This is a genomic window from Pseudomonas sp. DCB_AW, from assembly GCF_026240895.1.
GTDB lineage: Bacteria > Pseudomonadota > Gammaproteobacteria > Pseudomonadales > Pseudomonadaceae > Aquipseudomonas > Aquipseudomonas kermanshahensis.
Genome location: NZ_JAPFCE010000020.1, coordinates 34,877 through 50,544, shown reverse-complemented (window position 1 = coordinate 50,544; position 15,668 = coordinate 34,877). Strand labels below are relative to the sequence as shown.

Below are 15,668 nucleotides of genomic sequence, written 5' to 3'. Positions count from 1 at the left end.
TGAGACCGAAGTCGCCTCAGGGACAGTTCAGAATCGCTTTGATTGCGAGGCTCGCAGAATGAATGGATGGATACGGAGTGCACTGACGCGTTATGTCAACTCGACCGGGCGGGGAAGCTCGACGTACAAGAAGTTGTGTAATCCAACGGGGCGAGAGTGGGGGAGCTATCTAACCCGTTGGGGTAAGTTTCATTCGGTAGGGGCCAACTTTCATATGAACCCAGGGTGCAACGTGACCGACCCTGCGCTGGTGCGCATCGGTAACAACGTCGGCCTGTCGGATTGCACACTGATCGGCCACGACGGCGTGGTGGCATTGATCGAGCTCTGCTACGGGAAACACCTCGATTCGGTCGGCTATATCGACATCAAGGACAACTGCTTCATCGGCCATGGCGCGATTGTGATGCCCCGCGTGACCATCGGGCCCGATGCGATCGTCGCTGCCGGTGCGGTCGTCACCAAGGACGTGCTGCCGGGTACCGTGGTGGGTGGCAACCCGGCCAAATTCATCTGCACCACCGAAGCACTGATCAAGAGGGTGGAGGAGCGCTGCGAAAGCTACCCGTGGATAGAACTGGTCAAACAGCGCAAAGGTGCCTTTGACCCGACCGTGGAGCCTGCCCTTGCCGCGCAACGACGGCAGTACTTCTTTGGGGACGGTAGCAATGGATAGAAAACCCGTCGATGTGATGGTGGTCAATTTCAATACCGCGTCCTTGCTGCAGCCCATGTTCGATGCGCTGCGCCAGGCCGACAGCGAAAAGCTCGCCAGTTACCTGGTCGTCGACAATGCCTCGGTCGATGATTCTCTGGAGCGCATGGCCAAGGTGTGCCCCGAGGCGCTGTTGCTGAGCAACAAGAAGAACGTCGGTTTCGGGCGCGCCAACAACCAACTGCTGGCGCACTTGAAGGGCAAGTACGCACTGCTGCTGAACACCGATGCCTTCGTGGCGGCCGATTCACTGGCCAAGACCATCGAGTACATGGACAACCACCCCGAGTGCGGCGTGCTGGGCGTGCGCCTGGAGGGCCGCGATGGCGACCTGCAACCCAGTTGCCGCTACTTCCCGACACCCCTGAACGTGTTTGTCGGCCGTACCGGGCTGGGCCGTTTCTTTCCAGGCTTGAAAATGGTCGATGAGATGACCTGGGACCATGGCTCGGTACGTGAATGCGATTGGCTGCCCGGTTGTTTCTACCTGGTGCGTCGCGAAGTGCTGGACCAGGTGGGCCTGTTCGATCCGCGCTACTTCCTCTATTACGAGGAGGTTGACCATTGCAAGCGGGTCAAGGAAGCGGGCTGGAAGGTCGTCTTCTATCCCCATACCACGGTGGTGCATATCGGCGGCGAAAGCTCCAAGTCGGTCAGCGAACTGGAAGCGGCCAGCCGGCAGATTTCCAGCTACCAGATCGAAAGCGAACTGCTGTACTTCCGCAAGCACCACGGCGTTGCCGGGCTGGCGCTGCACATGCTGCTGGTGTGTGTGGGTGACCTGGTACTGGCACTCAAGGCACTGCTGAAGGGGCGAGGTCGCGCGGCGATCCGGGCGTGCTGGCGGCACTGCCAGACTACCTGGTCGCTGTTGTTCAAGACACGGTTCGCAAGCCAACCCACACGGTAGGTGACGTCATGTTCGAGAATATCCGCGCCGACTTGCGTGCACACGGTGGTGATTGGGGCGCCCAGGGGTTTTGGGTATTGCTGGTGTATCGCTTCGGGCGCTGGCGCTATAGCGTGCGCCCGGCACTGCTGCGCAAACTGTTCTCCATCCTCTACAAGATCCTGTTCAAGTTCGTGCAGATCATTACGGGTGTTGAATTGCCCTGCGAGGTTGTGATTGGCCGCAACTTCGTCATCGACCATTTCGGCGGCATCGTAATCAGCGGTTATGCCCGCTTTGGCGATGACTGCCGGATTCGCAACGGCGTGGTGGTGGGGCTGAAGAATGTCAGCGAGCCGATTGCGCCGGTGTTCGGCAATAACGTCGATATTGGCACAGGGGCCAAGGTGCTGGGCAACATCCGCATCGGCAACAACGTGGTCATCGGCGCCAACGCCGTGGTGCTGGTGGACGTGCCAGACAACGCGTTGGCGGTCGGCGTGCCTGCGACCATCAAACTGCGCAACCCCACCGAGGCGGCGCAGTGCACGGTCGAGTGAGGCCCATGGAGACAGGTATCGGCGTTGTAGTGATTGGACGCAACGAGGGCCTGCGCCTGGAGCGCTGCCTGCGCTCGTTGGCGCACGGTGCGGACCGGGTGGTGTACGTGGACTCAGGCTCCACCGACGGTTCCGTGCAGATGGCACAGGCCCAAGGGGTCGAAGTGCTGGCGCTAGACATGAGCCGGCCGTTTACCGCAGCCCGGGCCCGCAACGAGGGCTTCACCCGCCTGCAACGCCTGTTGCCGTCGATACGCTATGTGCAGTTTGTCGACGGCGATTGCGAGGTGGATGCGGCCTGGCTGGGCAATGCCCAGGCCTTCCTTGACGCACGCCCAGACGTAGCGGTGGTGTGCGGGCGGCGCCGTGAGCGGTTCCCGCAACGCTCGGTGTACAACCTGCTGTGTGACCTGGAATGGGACACGCCCATCGGTGAGGCCAAGGCCTGTGGGGGGGATGCGTTGATGCGCATCGATGCCTTCACGCAAGTGAGCGGTTTTCGCCCGGACCTGATCGCCGGCGAAGAGCCGGAGCTGTGCGTTCGCTTGCGCGCGAAGGGGTGGAAAATCTGGCGCCTGGCCGCTGAGATGACCTTGCACGACGCTGCCATGACGCGTTTCAGCCAGTGGTGGCGGCGCAGCTTGCGCGCCGGCCATGCCTATGCCGAGGGTGCCTTTTTGCACGGGCGAGCGCCAGAGCGCCATTGGTTGCGAGAGTCCCGCCGCGCTTGGCTCTGGGGCTTGGGCATCCCCTTGGCGATCGTGTTTGCCAGTGGCCTGCTGGGTGTGTGGGCGCTGCTGCTGTTGCTGATCTACCCGCTGCAAGCGGTGCGCCTGGCGCGTCGCGCTGGCAAGCCGACACGCGAGCGCTGGCTGCAGGCGGTGTTCCTGGTGCTCGGCAAATTCCCTGAAATGCTTGGGCAGGTAAAGTTCCTGATGAACAGGTTCTCTGCCGGCAAAGCCGTGCTGATCGAGTACAAATGAGATTCCTATGATTGCCAGATCGATAGTGAAAAGTGTGCTCACCCTGCAGCCCGGCTACTCGCTGCGGGCCTTGAACAACAAGGTCAAGCTGACGCGGCAGATCACCCGCGAGTGGCCCGCGCTGAAGGCCTTCATGCAGCGCATGTCGACGGCGCTGGGTGATGACCGGTTTGCAAGGCTTGGGGTCGATTGCATTGGCGTCGTGCAGTGGCCCTACATCAGCAAGGGCTGGGAGGCGCAGGAGCGGCTCGGTGTGGTGGCGTCGCATTTTGAGGTGGTTGCCCGGCAGTTTCCCACGTTGCTGCTGCTCGGTCGCGACGAGCGCCTGACCCTGTGCGACCTGTCGGCCTATTCGAAGGGCTGCGCCCTGGTGCTGGACCGGCCGATCTGGTTCAAGCGCGAAGGGGAGCTGGTGCTAAACCTGTTCCAAGGGGATTTGCGCGTGGCGTCGCTGGCGTTCAGCCTGTGCCGCCAGCACGGTGAGCTGTGCGTGTTCATCGGCGCCGTGCAGGGCATTCACAAAGGCATCGACAGCGAAACTTCGCTGAACATCTACCGTGACCTGACCAAGGACTTCGAGGGCCTGCGCCCGCGCAGCTTCCTGCTGGAGGCCTTCAAGTGCATCGCCAGAACGCTGGGGGTGGTGCGCATCTACGCAGTTGGCGATGCGCACCGGCATCATCGCCATCCTTACTTTGGCGCTGACAAGGCGCACGACCTGGCCGCCCATTACGATGCCATCTGGCTGGAAAACGGCGCAACGCCTTCGGAGCGCGACGACTTCTTCAGCCTGCCGCTGGCCGCTGCCAAACGCGCCGCAGACGACATCGCGCCCAAGAAACGTGCGATGTACCGCCGCCGTCATGCCTTGCTGGATGAGGTATTCGCGCGCGTTGAAGCGGCTTTATCAGGCAGCGAGCCCGTCCATGGGCTACAAGGGATGAAGGGGGATGTGCTTGAACGTGCATCGGCAGGGAGCCCGCCGCCGGCGATCGACAGCCTGAAGTAACGGGTTGCAGTTGGTAAGGCTCATTACGCAGGCATTGATCTGGATTCCTATGCGCATTGCTTACTTCATCAATCAGTACCCGAAAGTCAGCCATAGCTTCATTCGACGCGAAATTCTGGCGTTGGAGCGCCAGGGCATGGAGATCCAGCGCATTGCCTTGCGGGGTTGGGATGCCGAACTGCAGGATGACGAGGACATCGCCGAGCGGGGCAAGACCCGCTACGTGTTGCAGCACGGCCTGAAGGGGTTGTTGGCGCCCACGCTGCAGGTGCTGCGTGCCGAGCCACGACGCTTTTTCGCCACCCTGTGGTTGGCCCTGCGCCTGGGCCAGCGGGCGGACCGCGCCTGGCCCTATCACCTGGTGTACCTGGCCGAGGCCTGTCAGGTACTGCTCTGGTTGCAGGCCTTTGGCGCGAAGCATGTTCATGCGCATTTTGGCACCAACTCGACCGAGGTGGTGATGCTGGCCCATGCCCTCGGCGGGCCTGCCTACAGCTTTACCGTGCACGGGCCGGAAGAATTCGACAAACCACAGTTTCTGCACGTGGGCGAAAAAGTCCGGCGCGCCGCGTTTGTGGCGGCGGTCAGCTCGTATGGGCGCAGCCAGTTGTTCCGTTGGGTGGCGCACGAACACTGGGAGAAGGTGAAGGTCGTGCATTGCGGCCTGGAGCGCGACTTCCACGCGGTTGCCGCCGTTGCCGCACCCTCGGCGCCACGCCTGGTGTGCGTCGGGCGCCTGTGCGAGCAGAAGGGCCAACTGTTGCTGATCGAGGCGGCCCACCTGCTGGCCACCCAAGCCATTGCATTCGAGCTGGTGTTGGCGGGTGATGGCGAAATGCGCGAGCAGATCGAGGCCTTGGTCACTCGGTATGGTCTGCAGGCGCAGGTACGCATCACCGGCTGGATCAGCAGCGCCCAGGTGCGGGAGGAAATTCTCGCTGCCCGTGCGTTGGTGCTGCCGAGTTTCGCCGAAGGCCTGCCGGTGGTGATCATGGAGGCCATGGCATTGCGCCGGCCGGTGCTGACCACCTACGTGGCCGGCATCCCGGAGTTGGTGCGCCAGGGCGAAAACGGCTGGTTGTTCCCCGCCGGCACGGTAGAGGAGTTGGCTGCGGCAATGGCCGACTGCCTGTCGCAACCGGCCGACGTGTTGCAGCGCATGGGTGAAGCCGCTTACCAGCGGGTGCTGCAACGCCACGATATCGACACCGAGGCCGCCAAGCTGGCCCGCTACTTCAAGGCATCCGCATGATCAGCATCGTGGCGTGGTTATTAAGCCTGGTGGCGTTTTGCATCTTCGTGCCCGCGCTGGTGCTGTTTGCGCAGGTACTGCTGGCGTGCCTGCCGGTGCGATCACGACCTGGGGCGGATGGCAGGCGCCCGCGCGTGGCGGTGCTGGTGCCCGCGCACAACGAGGCCTTGATCATTCGGTCGACCCTGGCCAGTGTCGGCCCGCAATTGCTGGCGCATGACCGCTTGCTGGTGGTGGCGGACAACTGCACCGACGACACCGCGCAGTTGGCACGCAGCGCGGGCGCTGAGGTGGTGGAGCGCGACAACGACCTGTTGCGCGGCAAGGGGTATGCGCTGGACTTTGGTGTACGGCATCTGGCGCAGCGTCCACCCGAGGTGGTCATTATCGTTGACGCCGATTGCCAGGTGGGCGAGGGCGCCATTGACCTGCTGGCACGCCGTTGCCTCGAAGCTTCACGGCCGGTGCAGGCGCTGTACCTGATGCGCGCGCCCGCCGGCGCGGGCCTGAAGGTGCAAATCGCGGAATTTGCCTGGCGGGTCAAAAACCTCGTTCGCCCGCGTGGTTGGGCACGCCTGGGCTTGCCCTGCCAGCTGATGGGCGCGGGTATGGCCTTCAGTTGGCGCGACCTGGTTGCGGTCGACCTGGCCAATGGGCACCTCGTCGAAGACTTGAAGCTTGGCCTGGACTTTTGCCGAATCGGCAAACCGCCGCTGTTTTGCCCGGATGCGCAGGTCACCAGCCAGTTTCCGCTTAGCCAGGAAGGCTTGAGCAGCCAGCGCACCCGCTGGGAGCATGGCCACCTGGGGGTGATCCTGGCCGAGGTGCCCAAGCTGCTGGTGAGCGCGGTCACTCGGCGTAACGCGCCCTTGCTGGCCATGACCCTGGACCTGCTGGTGCCGCCATTGGCGTTGCTGGTCATGGCCCTGGTAGGGGTTGCATGTGTTGCCTGGCTGGCCGCGCTGCTGTTCGGTATCACTGCACCTGCATGGGTCGCCACGGGTGCCCTGGTCATGCTGGGTGTTGCAGTTCTGCTGGCGTGGGGCCGGTTTTCTCGTGAACTGATCCCCTTTTCGGTCTTGCTTTACGCCCCGTTCTACGCCGCGAGGAAGATACCCCTGTACCTGGGGTTCTTGATCAAGCGACAGGTGGAGTGGGTGCGCTCGAAACGGGATGACAGCTAATGGGCGAATGGCAAAGCAGCTGGAAAGCGATTATCGGCAAACTTCAGACCGTGAGTGACCCTGCACACGAGCAGCGCTTGCTCGAGGCCCTGTGCCAATCTGAGGCGCCCACGGTGCTGGGTTTCGTTAACGCCCACGCCATGAACCTGGTCGCGGGCAATGCCAATTACTGCCAATCGCTGGCCTCGGCCGATGTGCTGCTGCGCGATGGTGCCGGCATGTCAATCCTGTATCGCCGCCTGGGGCTGGCTCCTGGGCTGAACATGAATGGCACGGATTTCATCCCCAAGCTGCTGGCGGCCTTCAAGGGGCGGCGGGTGGCATTCTGGGGCACTCAGGAGCCGTTCTTGAGCCGGGCCGTAGCGTGCAGCGAGGCGCGGTTTGGTGTGTTGCCGGTGTCGGTTCACGACGGGTTTGCCGAAATGGCCACCTACCTGGAGCTTGCGCGGGTAACGCAGCCAGAGCTGATCGTGCTGGGCATGGGGATGCCCAAGCAAGAAGCCGTTGCCGCTCGTCTGGCTGCCAGTGGGGGCCCGTGCCTGATCGTGTGTGGCGGGGCGATTCTGGATTTTCTCGGCGGCAAGGTCAGCCGGGCACCGCAATGGCTACGGCGATTGGGCGGGGAGTGGGTCTACCGCTTGCTGAGGGAGCCCAGGCGCTTGTTCATGCGCTACGTGGTGGGCAACCCGCTGTTCCTGTTACGCACCCTGTTGTGCACCAAGGCAATGACGCTCGAGGCCCGAAACACCCCAAGGCGCATCTGATGATTCTGCCACCTGAATCGTCTGAAACGGCCAAAAGCCAGGGCAGGGGTGATTCTGCCCGCTGCGTGGGCGGGCGACTGCTACAGTAATAGCAAGCGCCCAGGGGGGCGGCGAAGACCATTCAGTGTACAGGATTATATTTTAAAGGCTGGTATTGATTGACTGAATAAGCTGCCGGGCATTTGCTACGCGCTAATTAATGAGGTCTGAAATGGTTCTCGAACCCAGAAGCAGTCGTTCCTTACTTCAACGAAGAAGCAGCGTAAGTAACGCCATTCAGGCCGGCCTTGATGGGATTGCAGTCACCGGCGTCGCCTGGTACTTGATCTACGATCAGTTTGGTCACATTACTTCGGATTATGTGATCATGCTGCTCTTGTTGATTGGGGCGCTGGCCGTTATTTATGATCATTATGCGATCTATCGGACCAACGTTGGCTTGTCCATCAAGGCGTTCAGGTTATTCAAGGCCTGGTCAGCAACGTTTTGTTTTCTGGTGGTCATGGCGTTTTTGACCAAACAGAGCGAAACGTATTCGCGGTTGTTGGTGGTGCAGTTGTTTGTCATTGGATATGTCGTGCAGTTGTTTTTGCATTTTGCAGTGCGTGAACTGCAAAAACGGTTTACCGCGCACGCCCGGCTGGACAACGCACTGATTATTGGCGCCGGCGACCTGGCCAACTTCCTGCACCAGAAGATCAGCAACAACCCGTGGTTCGGTGAGCGTGTGCTGGGGTGTGTGCTGATAGACGATGTGGCTGAACAGGGCGCGCCTGATGCAAAGCAACGCCTGCCTGTGCTGGGCCACGTCGCTGACCTTGACGAGATCGTTGCCAAACATGCCATTCGCACGGTGTACTTGGTGACGCCATTAGGCGGCTCGGCGGTCATTAACGAAGTGTATTTGAAGTTGCTCGACAAGTGCATTGCAGTGAACTGGGTGCCGGATATCTTCTCGCTGCGTTTGATCAACCACAGCGTCCGCGAAATTGCCGGTATCCCGGTATTGACGTTGTCAGAAACGCCGTTGACCGGCATGAGCCTGTTCCTTAAAAACCTCGAAGACCGAGTACTCGCTGCACTGATATTGTTGTGTGCATCGCCGGTGCTGTTGGCAGTGGCCATTGCGATCAAGCTAGACAGTCGCGGCCCGGTATTCTTCAGGCAAGAACGCATGGGCTGGACCGGTGAATCGTTCCGCATCTGGAAGTTCCGCAGCATGCATGTTCACCAACCGGAAAACGGTGTGGTCAAACAGGCCCAGAAGAACGACCCGCGGCTGACCCGCGTTGGGGCTTTTATTCGCAAGACCAGCCTGGATGAACTGCCGCAGTTGTTCAATGTATTGACCGGCGAAATGTCGTTAGTGGGGCCGCGCCCGCATGCACTTCAGCACGACACGCTGTATTCGCAGGATATTGTCGACTACTTCGCGCGACACAACATCAAGCCTGGCATGACAGGCCTGGCACAGGTCAGGGGCTTCCGGGGTGAAACCAAGGACATCGAGCAGATGATCCAGCGGGTCGACTCGGACATCGAGTACATCAACAACTGGTCCTTGTGGCTCGATTTCGTCATTTTGGTGCGCACGCTGAATGCTTTTACCGGCAAGCAGGCCTATTAGCCGGGGCCGACCAGCGGCCCCGTGGCAGGCACTCAACCCAACGGGTGCAATTCCCTGAACCCACGGGCCTCTTCCACCAGCCAGTCATGCACCGCGCGGGCACCGGGCTGGGTCAGCCCGCCCGGTGGGTAATGCACCACGTAGCGCTTGTGGTTGGCGATCGCCACGCCGAACGGCACGATCAGCGCCCCCCGTTCCAGTTCATCGTTGAGCAAGGTCCGCCGCGCGATTGCTACGCCAACCCCGGCAATCGCCGCTTCGATGGTCAGGTGGTTGCGGTTGAAGGTGTGGCCCCTGCGCACGTCCAGGCCACCTGCGCCAATGCCTTCCAGGTAGAACTCCCATTCAGCGTATTCCGAGGCCCCCCGCCAGGCGGTGATGTCGTGCAGCAGCGGGTAATGCGCCAGGTCAGCCGGCCCGTGCAGCGGCGGGCGACCGCGCAGCAGGGCGGGGGAACAGACGGGAAAGATCTGCTCGTCCAGCAATGGCGTCGACAACATGCCAGGGTAACTGCCGTCGTTCAGGTCGATGGCCAGGTCGAAGTCGCCCGGGTGCAAGGCTTGCGCACTGTCTTCGGCCACCAGCCGCAACTCGATGTCCGGATACCGCTGTTGAAAGCGCGGCAGGCGCGGCGTCAACCATTTGGCCAGGAAGGAGGGGATCGAGCGCAGGCGCAGGGTGCCGCGGATCTCGCCGGCGTCCAGGCGCAGCAGCTCGGCCTCGATGCTGCCATAGGCCTCTGAAACCGTTTGCGCCAGGCGTTGACCCTCAGCGCTCAGCTCAACCCCACGGGCGCGGCGCAGGAACACGCGATAGCCCAGCCGTTCTTCCAGCTGGCGCATTTGCTGGCTGACGGCGCCAGGGGTGATGTGCAGTTCTTCGGCGCAGCGGGTAAATGACAAATGCCGGGCCGCACAGGAGAACACATGCAACCAGACGAACATTTGGCCATTGAGTTGTCGTCGCATCGTTTAGTACCACTAAAGGCTTGCTTAGGAAGTTTCGTTGGTCATCCACGCGGGAGCAGGTCAGTATCGCTCAAGTTCGCAGTAGTGTTCAATTTCCCCAGAGAACCGCGCATTGGCGATTCTGCCCAACGCGGTCAGGCATTAGTATGGCTATCAGTGTTTTCGACCTCTTCAAAATCGGCATCGGCCCTTCCAGCTCTCACACCGTAGGCCCGATGCGTGCAGCGGCAACCTTTGCCCAGGCCCTGCGTGAGCGTGGTTTGCTGGCCCGGGTCAGCCGCGTCGAAGTGCGTCTGTATGGCTCGCTTTCGGCCACGGGAGTTGGCCACGCCACCGACCGTGCCTGCCTGCTTGGCCTGATGGGGCAGTGGCCCGACCGGATCGACCCGGCCACGATCGAGCCACGCATCGGCCAGGTGATGCAGGAGCAATGCCTGATGCTCGATGGCAGCCATCCCCTGGCGTTCAATTACACCCGCGACATGCTGCTGCTTGAGCAAAGCCTGCCGTACCACCCGAACGCCATGAGCCTGGAAGCACTTGACGGGCAGGGCAGCCTGTTCAGCCAAACCTACTATTCGGTGGGCGGTGGTTTCATCGTCGAGCAGCAAGAAATCGATGCCCCCCAAAGCGAGGCGAATGCGGTCGAACAGCCGTATCCGTTTGCCAGTGCGGCTGAGCTGTTGGCGCTGTGCAAGGCGCACGGAATGGGCGTGGCGCAGCTGATGATGGCCAACGAATGCGTCTGGCGCCCGGAAGCCGAGGTACGCGAAGGCTTGATGCGCATCTGGGCGGCGATGCGTGAATGCGTCGACAATGGCCTGCGCAATGAGGGCATCCTGCCGGGCGGGCTCAAGGTCAAGCGCCGGGCTGCACGTTTGCACCGCAGCCTGCAGGAGTTGGGCAAACCGAACGTGATCGGCTCGACCCTGAGCGCCATGGAATGGGTCAACTTGTTTGCCCTGGCGGTCAACGAAGAAAACGCCGCCGGCGGGCGCATGGTGACAGCGCCCACCAACGGTGCGGCGGGGATCATCCCGGCCGTGCTGCACTACTACATGAAGTTCAACCCGGATGCCTGCGACGACGATGTGGTGAGGTTCCTGCTGGCGGCGGCCGCAGTCGGCATCCTGTGCAAGACCAACGCGTCGATCTCCGGTGCTGAAGTGGGTTGCCAGGGTGAAGTGGGCTCGGCGTGCTCGATGGCAGCCGCTGGCCTGGCCGAAGTGCTCGGTGCTACGCCGCCGCAACTGGAAAATGCCGCGGAAATCGCCCTGGAGCACAACCTGGGGCTGACCTGCGACCCGGTAGGTGGCCTGGTGCAGGTGCCGTGCATCGAGCGTAATGCGATTGCCGCGGTCAAGGCGATCAACGCGGTGCAAATGGCCCTGCGCGGTGATGGCGAGCATTTCATCTCGCTCGATCAGGTTATCCGCACCCTGCGCGACACCGGTGCGGACATGCATTCCAACTACAAAGAAACCTCGCGCGGCGGCCTGGCCGTCGCCTTTGTCGAGTGCTGATTCGCAGCCCTAGGTTTACTCAGGGGGCCGTTGCCTTACCCGATCAAGGGCATTGACACGCTACCCGGTAGGAGCAGCCTTGTGCTGCGAAGAGGCCAGTGAACACATCATCAATCTTCGCTGCTGTCACTGGCCTCTTCGCAGCACAAGGCTGCTCCTACACGGTCAACGGCTCTTCTGTTTCAGCGTCAGGAAGCTCGCGCGCATGTCTTTGGCCCAGCCGTCGAGCACCGGTTTGACGTCATTGAGGGTGAGTTTCTGGGTGTCGTTCTCCAGCTCCTTACCCGCGCCCTTGCGCACCACCTGAGCGAGCACTTTCTGACTGGCACCGTCCAGGAAGGCCGCCTCTACGCCAACATCTACTTCCTGGTCACGGCCGCCCATGGCGGTATTGACGCCCGCCGAGATCAGCGCAATAGGGATGACCTCATAAGGCTTTAGGCCTTCGTTGCTGGTAGACACCGCGGTGATCGCCGGGCGTACCACGATGGTGCCTGGGCCGGGAGCCTTGGCCAGGGTCAGCACGCTGCCCAATTCACGTCGCATGGCCTCGTTGAAGTAACGGGTAATCTCCTGCAGCGTCTGCGCCGAAATAACCGCTGTCGGTTGCGGCTTGGGGTAGAACTGGCTGGGCTCGATGAACACCTGGCTGTATTGATTGACGTTGACCTTGGGGTCGATCCAGCGCATCACCGGCGCGCCGGATGGGCTTTCAGCGGGCTGCAAGCGGCTGTAGTCCTTCAGAAAACCGGAGTAGTCACTGGGGTCCACGCGGTTGCTGGAGCAGGCGGCTACGGCCAGCAAAGCTGCGCACAACAAGGTGATGCGGGGCAATGATTTCATGATCGTGATGCATCCATGAGAGGTCGGCCAGAACAACGCTAGCAGGTGCAGGGCAGTTGGCCAGTGACCAGGGCAATCTTGGGCGCTGACGCAGCGGTGTAGTAGGGCGAAGGCGCCTTCGATTGGCGCAAATGCCCGAAGCTCGGGTGTGTAACAGAGAAGATTCCTACGCCGCAGTAGGATCACGATGGCTTTTCATCTGCGCTCGCTATTGGAAAACTATGCCCGTAACGGGTATGGTTGGAGCGAGTCATGGAGATTTTCAAGCGCAAGGATTTCGCGCGTTGGCAAGTCGGGCAAAGGCTTACTGACAGTATGTTGTGCAAGGCGGTAGAAGAAATGCGCAGAGGGTTGGTTGATGCCAGCTTGGGTGGCGAGTTGTTCAAGCAGCGCTTTGCGGGCAGGGTTTTTCTCGAGTTGTCGTCAGTGGCGCTCTGCCGGGCGTTACAGTCAGGTGTATTAATGGAGGTCTGTTGTGAGCAGCAAACTGATTGAGTCGTTGCGTGATGACCTTGCCCTCTTGCATGAAGCAGGTGCCATCGGCAAGGTCACCCTACGCGATTTCGAAGCAATCTGCCCTGCGCCGGTGCGGGATTTCAGCCCGCTGGACATACGGCATTTGCGTGAAGCGCTGAATTTCAGCCAGCCAGTGTTTGCCATGCACCTGCACACGAGTGCTTCAACCGTTCGAAAATGGGAGCAAGGCGAGACACGTCCAGCAGGGCCGGCGCTTAAACTCCTTAACGTAATACAATTCAAAGGCTTACAAGCTATTCTTTAAGTATTTTATTCGTAGTGGATTCTAACGTTAATCAATAGAATTCAATAAGTTAACTATTACTCTTCATGTACTGTCTTATTGTCGTCGCCCTCATCGTGCAAGCGTCCACGACGAGGGCACACAGGCAGCACTTACCCCAGCACCTCGCGCAACCGGTACCACAACATCCCCAACGCCAGCAGCGGTGAGCGCAATGCCTTGCCGCCCGGGAAGGTCAGGTGGGGTACCGCACTGAACACGTCCAGCCCTTGGCTGTGGCCCACGGCAATACCCTCGGCCAGCAGCTTGGCTGTCCAGTGGGTCACGTTCAGCCCGTGTCCTGAATAGCCTTGGGCGTAGTAAACGTTAGGGTGCTGGCGCAGCCGCCCGACCTGCGGGAAGCGGTTGGCCGTGATGCCGATCATGCCGCCCCATTGGTAGTCGATGCGTACTTCGGCCAACTGCGGGAACACCTTGAGCACTTTCGGCCGCATGTACGCGGCGATGTCCTTGGGGTCGCGCCCGGAATAGTGGCAGGCACCGCCGAACAGCAAACGACGGTCGGCAGTGAGGCGGTAGTAGTCCAGGCCGACCTTCTGGTCGCAAAGCGCCATGTTTTGGGGGATCAGGCTATTGGCGAGCGCCTCGGGCAGTGGCTGGGTGGCCACCACGTAACTGCCGGCCGGCAGCACCTTGCCGCTCAGGCGCGGCTCCAGTTCATCGAGGTGCGCGTTGCAGCCAAGCACCAGGCTCTGTGCCCTGACCTTGCCGTGGGCGGTATGCAGGGTCACGGTGGGGCCGTGCTCGATGCGTAGCACCGGGCTCTGCTCGAAAATGCGCACGCCAAGGGCTGCGGCCGCACGTGCTTCGCCCTGTACCAGGTCCAGTGGGTGCAGATGGCCCGAGCCCATGTCGACCAGGCCGCCGGCGTACTGGTCGCTGGCGACGATCTGGTGCATGTGCTCGGGGCTGACCAGGCGGGTTTCGTGGCGATAACCCAGCGCGGCCAGGTCCTCCTGTTCTGCCTTGAAGGCGGCAAACTGGGCGGGGGTGTTGGCCAGTTCGCAGAAGCCCCACCGCAGGTCGCAGGCAATGCCGTATTGCGCGATGCGCCTGGCCACCAACGCGACCGAATCGATGCCGGCCTGTTGCAGGTAGCGCACGCCGTCCTGGCCGACATAGCGGGCAAAACCACTGACGTCATGGCCGATACCGCGGATCAGCTGGCCGCCATTGCGCCCACTGGCACCCCAGCCGATGCGCCTGGCTTCCAGCACGATCACCGAAAGGCCGCGCTCGGCAAGCTCCAGTGCGGTATTGACCCCGGTCAGGCCACCGCCGACCACGCACACGTCGGCGCTCAGTTCGCCGTCCAGGCTGGGGTAGGGCGCCGCGTCGCGTGCCGTGGCGGCGTAGTACGAAGCAGTGTGCAGGGTATCGAAAGGCATGGTGCGTTCTCGGCTCAACGGTTGGACTTGATCTTGCTCCAGGAGCGGGTCATCACGCGCATGATCTTGGGGCTTGGCGTGCTGGAGATGTACAGCTTGTCCAGCACTTGCTGGGGGGGATAGACCTCGGGGTTGTTCACCAGGGACGCATCCATGTAGGCCTGGGCGTCGGGGTTGGCGTTGGCATAGCCGACCGTGGCACTGACTTTAGCGATTACTTGAGGCTCAAGCAGGTAGTTGATGAACGCCAGTGCCTGGTCCGGGTTGCTGGCGTCCTTGGGGATGGCCAGCAGGTCGAACCACAGGTTGCTGCCTTCCTTGGGAATGCTGTAGGCAACCTTGACGCCGTTCTTGGCTTCCACTGCGCGGTTGGCGGCCTGGAACACGTCGCCGGAGTAGCCGAAGGCCACGCAGACATCGCCGTTGGCCAGGTCCGAGACATATTTGGAAGAATGGAAGTAGGTGATGTAGGGCCGCAGTTCGAGCAGGCGGGCTTCAGCCTTGGCATAGTCTTCGGGCTTTTCGCTGCGTGGGTCCATGCCCAGGTAGTTGAGAATGGCCGGGAACAGCTCGTCGGGCGAGTCCATGAAGGCCACGCCACACTGCTTGAGTTTTTTCAGGCTCTCGGGCTCGAACAGCACCGCCCAGGAGTCGATGTGGTCCACGCCCAGCGCGGCCTTGACCTTGTCGACGTTGTAGCCGATGCCATTGGTGCCCCACAGGTAGGGCACCGCGTACTGGTTGCCGGGGTCGTTCTGCTCAAGCTGTTTGAGCAGTTTAGGGTCCAGGTGCTTCCAGTTGGGTAGCTTGCTGCGGTCCAGCGGCAAAAACGCACCGGCCTGGGCCTGGCGGGCGAGGAAGTGGTTCGAGGGCACGACCACATCGTAGCCAGTGCGGCCGGCCAGCAGCTTGCCCTCCAGGGTTTCGTTGGAATCGAACACGTCATAGACCACCTTGATCCCACTGCTGGCCTGGAAATCGGCCAGTGTCGTGTCACCGATGTAGTCGGTCCAGTTATACACGCTGACGGTCGGCGCGGCCTGGGCAGCTGCGCCGAACAGTAAGGTGAATGCAGCGGGAACCAGGGATTGCAGATGACGCATGTCGACACCTCGTTGGTCTTGTTCTTGGGTTCGGTGTATC

The 15,668-nt window shown here is 61.5% G+C and carries 16 protein-coding genes; 12 read left to right on the top strand and 4 right to left on the bottom strand.

Annotated features, from left to right (window positions below):
- Positions 1-58: 58 nt before the first annotated feature.
- The 9 genes from OO306_RS13745 (at position 59) to OO306_RS13705 (ending at position 8,983) form a co-directional block, all read left to right on the top strand.
- A complete protein-coding gene (locus OO306_RS13745) occupies positions 59-676 on the top strand; it encodes a DapH/DapD/GlmU-related protein (protein ID WP_085273376.1) in 618 nt (205 codons plus the stop codon).
- Positions 669-1,625 carry a glycosyltransferase family 2 protein gene (locus OO306_RS13740; protein WP_265969045.1) on the top strand — a complete coding sequence of 319 codons (957 nt, stop codon included), beginning with the start codon at positions 669-671 and terminating at the stop codon, positions 1,623-1,625. Before OO306_RS13745 ends, OO306_RS13740 begins: the two co-directional genes overlap by 8 nt.
- 8 nt (positions 1,626-1,633) lie before the next feature.
- A complete protein-coding gene (locus OO306_RS13735; RefSeq protein WP_027596772.1) occupies positions 1,634-2,164 on the top strand; it encodes a serine O-acetyltransferase in 531 nt (176 codons plus the stop codon).
- Positions 2,165-2,169: 5 nt separating this feature from the next.
- Positions 2,170-3,147: a glycosyltransferase family 2 protein gene (locus OO306_RS13730; protein WP_265969043.1), complete on the top strand. Its 978-nt coding sequence runs from the start codon at positions 2,170-2,172 to the stop codon at positions 3,145-3,147.
- A 7-nt stretch (positions 3,148-3,154) separates the two neighbouring features.
- The gene (locus OO306_RS13725; protein ID WP_085273372.1) at positions 3,155-4,156 is read left to right on the top strand and encodes a VirK/YbjX family protein; all 1,002 of its coding nucleotides are present in this window, start codon (positions 3,155-3,157) and stop codon (positions 4,154-4,156) included.
- A gap of 49 nt (positions 4,157-4,205) precedes the next feature.
- Entirely contained in the window at positions 4,206-5,408 is a 1,203-nt protein-coding gene (locus tag OO306_RS13720) for a glycosyltransferase (RefSeq protein WP_027596775.1), read from the top strand.
- Positions 5,405-6,592, top strand: coding sequence for a glycosyltransferase family 2 protein (locus tag OO306_RS13715; protein ID WP_265969042.1), 1,188 nt, complete (start codon positions 5,405-5,407; stop codon positions 6,590-6,592). The genes OO306_RS13720 and OO306_RS13715 overlap by 4 nt, the downstream gene beginning before the upstream one ends.
- On the top strand, positions 6,592-7,356 hold the full coding sequence (locus tag OO306_RS13710) for a WecB/TagA/CpsF family glycosyltransferase (RefSeq protein WP_265969041.1): 765 nt from the start codon (positions 6,592-6,594) through the stop codon (positions 7,354-7,356). The genes OO306_RS13715 and OO306_RS13710 overlap by 1 nt, the downstream gene beginning before the upstream one ends.
- A 211-nt stretch (positions 7,357-7,567) precedes the next feature.
- Positions 7,568-8,983 carry an undecaprenyl-phosphate glucose phosphotransferase gene (locus OO306_RS13705; RefSeq protein ID WP_085273370.1) on the top strand — a complete coding sequence of 472 codons (1,416 nt, stop codon included), beginning with the start codon at positions 7,568-7,570 and terminating at the stop codon, positions 8,981-8,983.
- Between the two features lie 32 nt (positions 8,984-9,015).
- On the opposite strand, the gene OO306_RS13700 is transcribed toward OO306_RS13705, so the two are convergent.
- On the bottom strand, positions 9,016-9,951 hold the full coding sequence (locus OO306_RS13700; protein ID WP_085273369.1) for a LysR substrate-binding domain-containing protein: 936 nt from the start codon (positions 9,949-9,951) through the stop codon (positions 9,016-9,018).
- Between the two features lie 146 nt (positions 9,952-10,097).
- On the opposite strand from OO306_RS13700, the gene OO306_RS13695 reads away from it, so the two are divergent.
- Positions 10,098-11,474, top strand: a complete 1,377-nt coding sequence (locus OO306_RS13695) for an L-serine ammonia-lyase (RefSeq protein ID WP_265969040.1) — start codon at positions 10,098-10,100, stop codon at positions 11,472-11,474.
- Positions 11,475-11,639: 165 nt separating this feature from the next.
- On the opposite strand, the gene OO306_RS13690 is transcribed toward OO306_RS13695, so the two are convergent.
- Positions 11,640-12,317: a DUF3313 domain-containing protein gene (locus tag OO306_RS13690; protein WP_265969038.1), complete on the bottom strand. Its 678-nt coding sequence runs from the start codon at positions 12,315-12,317 to the stop codon at positions 11,640-11,642.
- A gap of 252 nt (positions 12,318-12,569) precedes the next feature.
- Between OO306_RS13690 and OO306_RS13685 the strand changes: the two genes are divergently transcribed.
- A complete protein-coding gene (locus tag OO306_RS13685; RefSeq protein WP_265969037.1) occupies positions 12,570-12,812 on the top strand; it encodes a type II toxin-antitoxin system RelE/ParE family toxin in 243 nt (80 codons plus the stop codon).
- On the top strand, positions 12,793-13,098 hold the full coding sequence (locus OO306_RS13680) for a DNA-binding transcriptional regulator (protein ID WP_186676873.1): 306 nt from the start codon (positions 12,793-12,795) through the stop codon (positions 13,096-13,098). Before OO306_RS13685 ends, OO306_RS13680 begins: the two co-directional genes overlap by 20 nt.
- A gap of 131 nt (positions 13,099-13,229) precedes the next feature.
- Here OO306_RS13680 and OO306_RS13675 read toward each other — a convergent pair whose 3' ends face one another.
- Complete coding sequence (locus OO306_RS13675; RefSeq protein ID WP_265969035.1) at positions 13,230-14,525, bottom strand: FAD-binding oxidoreductase; 1,296 nt, start codon at positions 14,523-14,525, stop codon at positions 13,230-13,232.
- Between the two features lie 14 nt (positions 14,526-14,539).
- Positions 14,540-15,628 (bottom strand): polyamine ABC transporter substrate-binding protein, encoded by a 1,089-nt coding sequence (locus tag OO306_RS13670; RefSeq protein ID WP_265969034.1) that lies wholly within the window; start codon positions 15,626-15,628, stop codon positions 14,540-14,542.
- Positions 15,629-15,668 lie beyond the last annotated feature (40 nt).

What these genes read in the sequence shown, in the direction of transcription:
- OO306_RS13715 (WP_265969042.1), top strand. Translation starts at nt 5,405, where the DNA reads ATGATCAGCATCGTGGCGTGGTTATTAAGCCTGGTGGCGTTTTGCATC.
- OO306_RS13695 (WP_265969040.1), top strand. Translation starts at nt 10,098, where the DNA reads ATGGCTATCAGTGTTTTCGACCTCTTCAAAATCGGCATCGGCCCTTCC.
- OO306_RS13685 (WP_265969037.1), top strand. Translation starts at nt 12,570, where the DNA reads ATGGAGATTTTCAAGCGCAAGGATTTCGCGCGTTGGCAAGTCGGGCAA.
- OO306_RS13730 (WP_265969043.1), top strand. Translation starts at nt 2,170, where the DNA reads ATGGAGACAGGTATCGGCGTTGTAGTGATTGGACGCAACGAGGGCCTG.
- OO306_RS13725 (WP_085273372.1), top strand. Translation starts at nt 3,155, where the DNA reads ATGATTGCCAGATCGATAGTGAAAAGTGTGCTCACCCTGCAGCCCGGC.
- OO306_RS13675 (WP_265969035.1), bottom strand. Translation starts at nt 14,525, where the DNA reads ATGCCTTTCGATACCCTGCACACTGCTTCGTACTACGCCGCCACGGCA.
- OO306_RS13705 (WP_085273370.1), top strand. Translation starts at nt 7,568, where the DNA reads ATGGTTCTCGAACCCAGAAGCAGTCGTTCCTTACTTCAACGAAGAAGC.
- OO306_RS13710 (WP_265969041.1), top strand. Translation starts at nt 6,592, where the DNA reads ATGGGCGAATGGCAAAGCAGCTGGAAAGCGATTATCGGCAAACTTCAG.
- OO306_RS13720 (WP_027596775.1), top strand. Translation starts at nt 4,206, where the DNA reads ATGCGCATTGCTTACTTCATCAATCAGTACCCGAAAGTCAGCCATAGC.
- OO306_RS13690 (WP_265969038.1), bottom strand. Translation starts at nt 12,317, where the DNA reads ATGAAATCATTGCCCCGCATCACCTTGTTGTGCGCAGCTTTGCTGGCC.
- OO306_RS13735 (WP_027596772.1), top strand. Translation starts at nt 1,634, where the DNA reads ATGTTCGAGAATATCCGCGCCGACTTGCGTGCACACGGTGGTGATTGG.
- OO306_RS13745 (WP_085273376.1), top strand. Translation starts at nt 59, where the DNA reads ATGAATGGATGGATACGGAGTGCACTGACGCGTTATGTCAACTCGACC.
- OO306_RS13700 (WP_085273369.1), bottom strand. Translation starts at nt 9,951, where the DNA reads ATGCGACGACAACTCAATGGCCAAATGTTCGTCTGGTTGCATGTGTTC.
- OO306_RS13670 (WP_265969034.1), bottom strand. Translation starts at nt 15,628, where the DNA reads ATGCGTCATCTGCAATCCCTGGTTCCCGCTGCATTCACCTTACTGTTC.
- OO306_RS13740 (WP_265969045.1), top strand. Translation starts at nt 669, where the DNA reads ATGGATAGAAAACCCGTCGATGTGATGGTGGTCAATTTCAATACCGCG.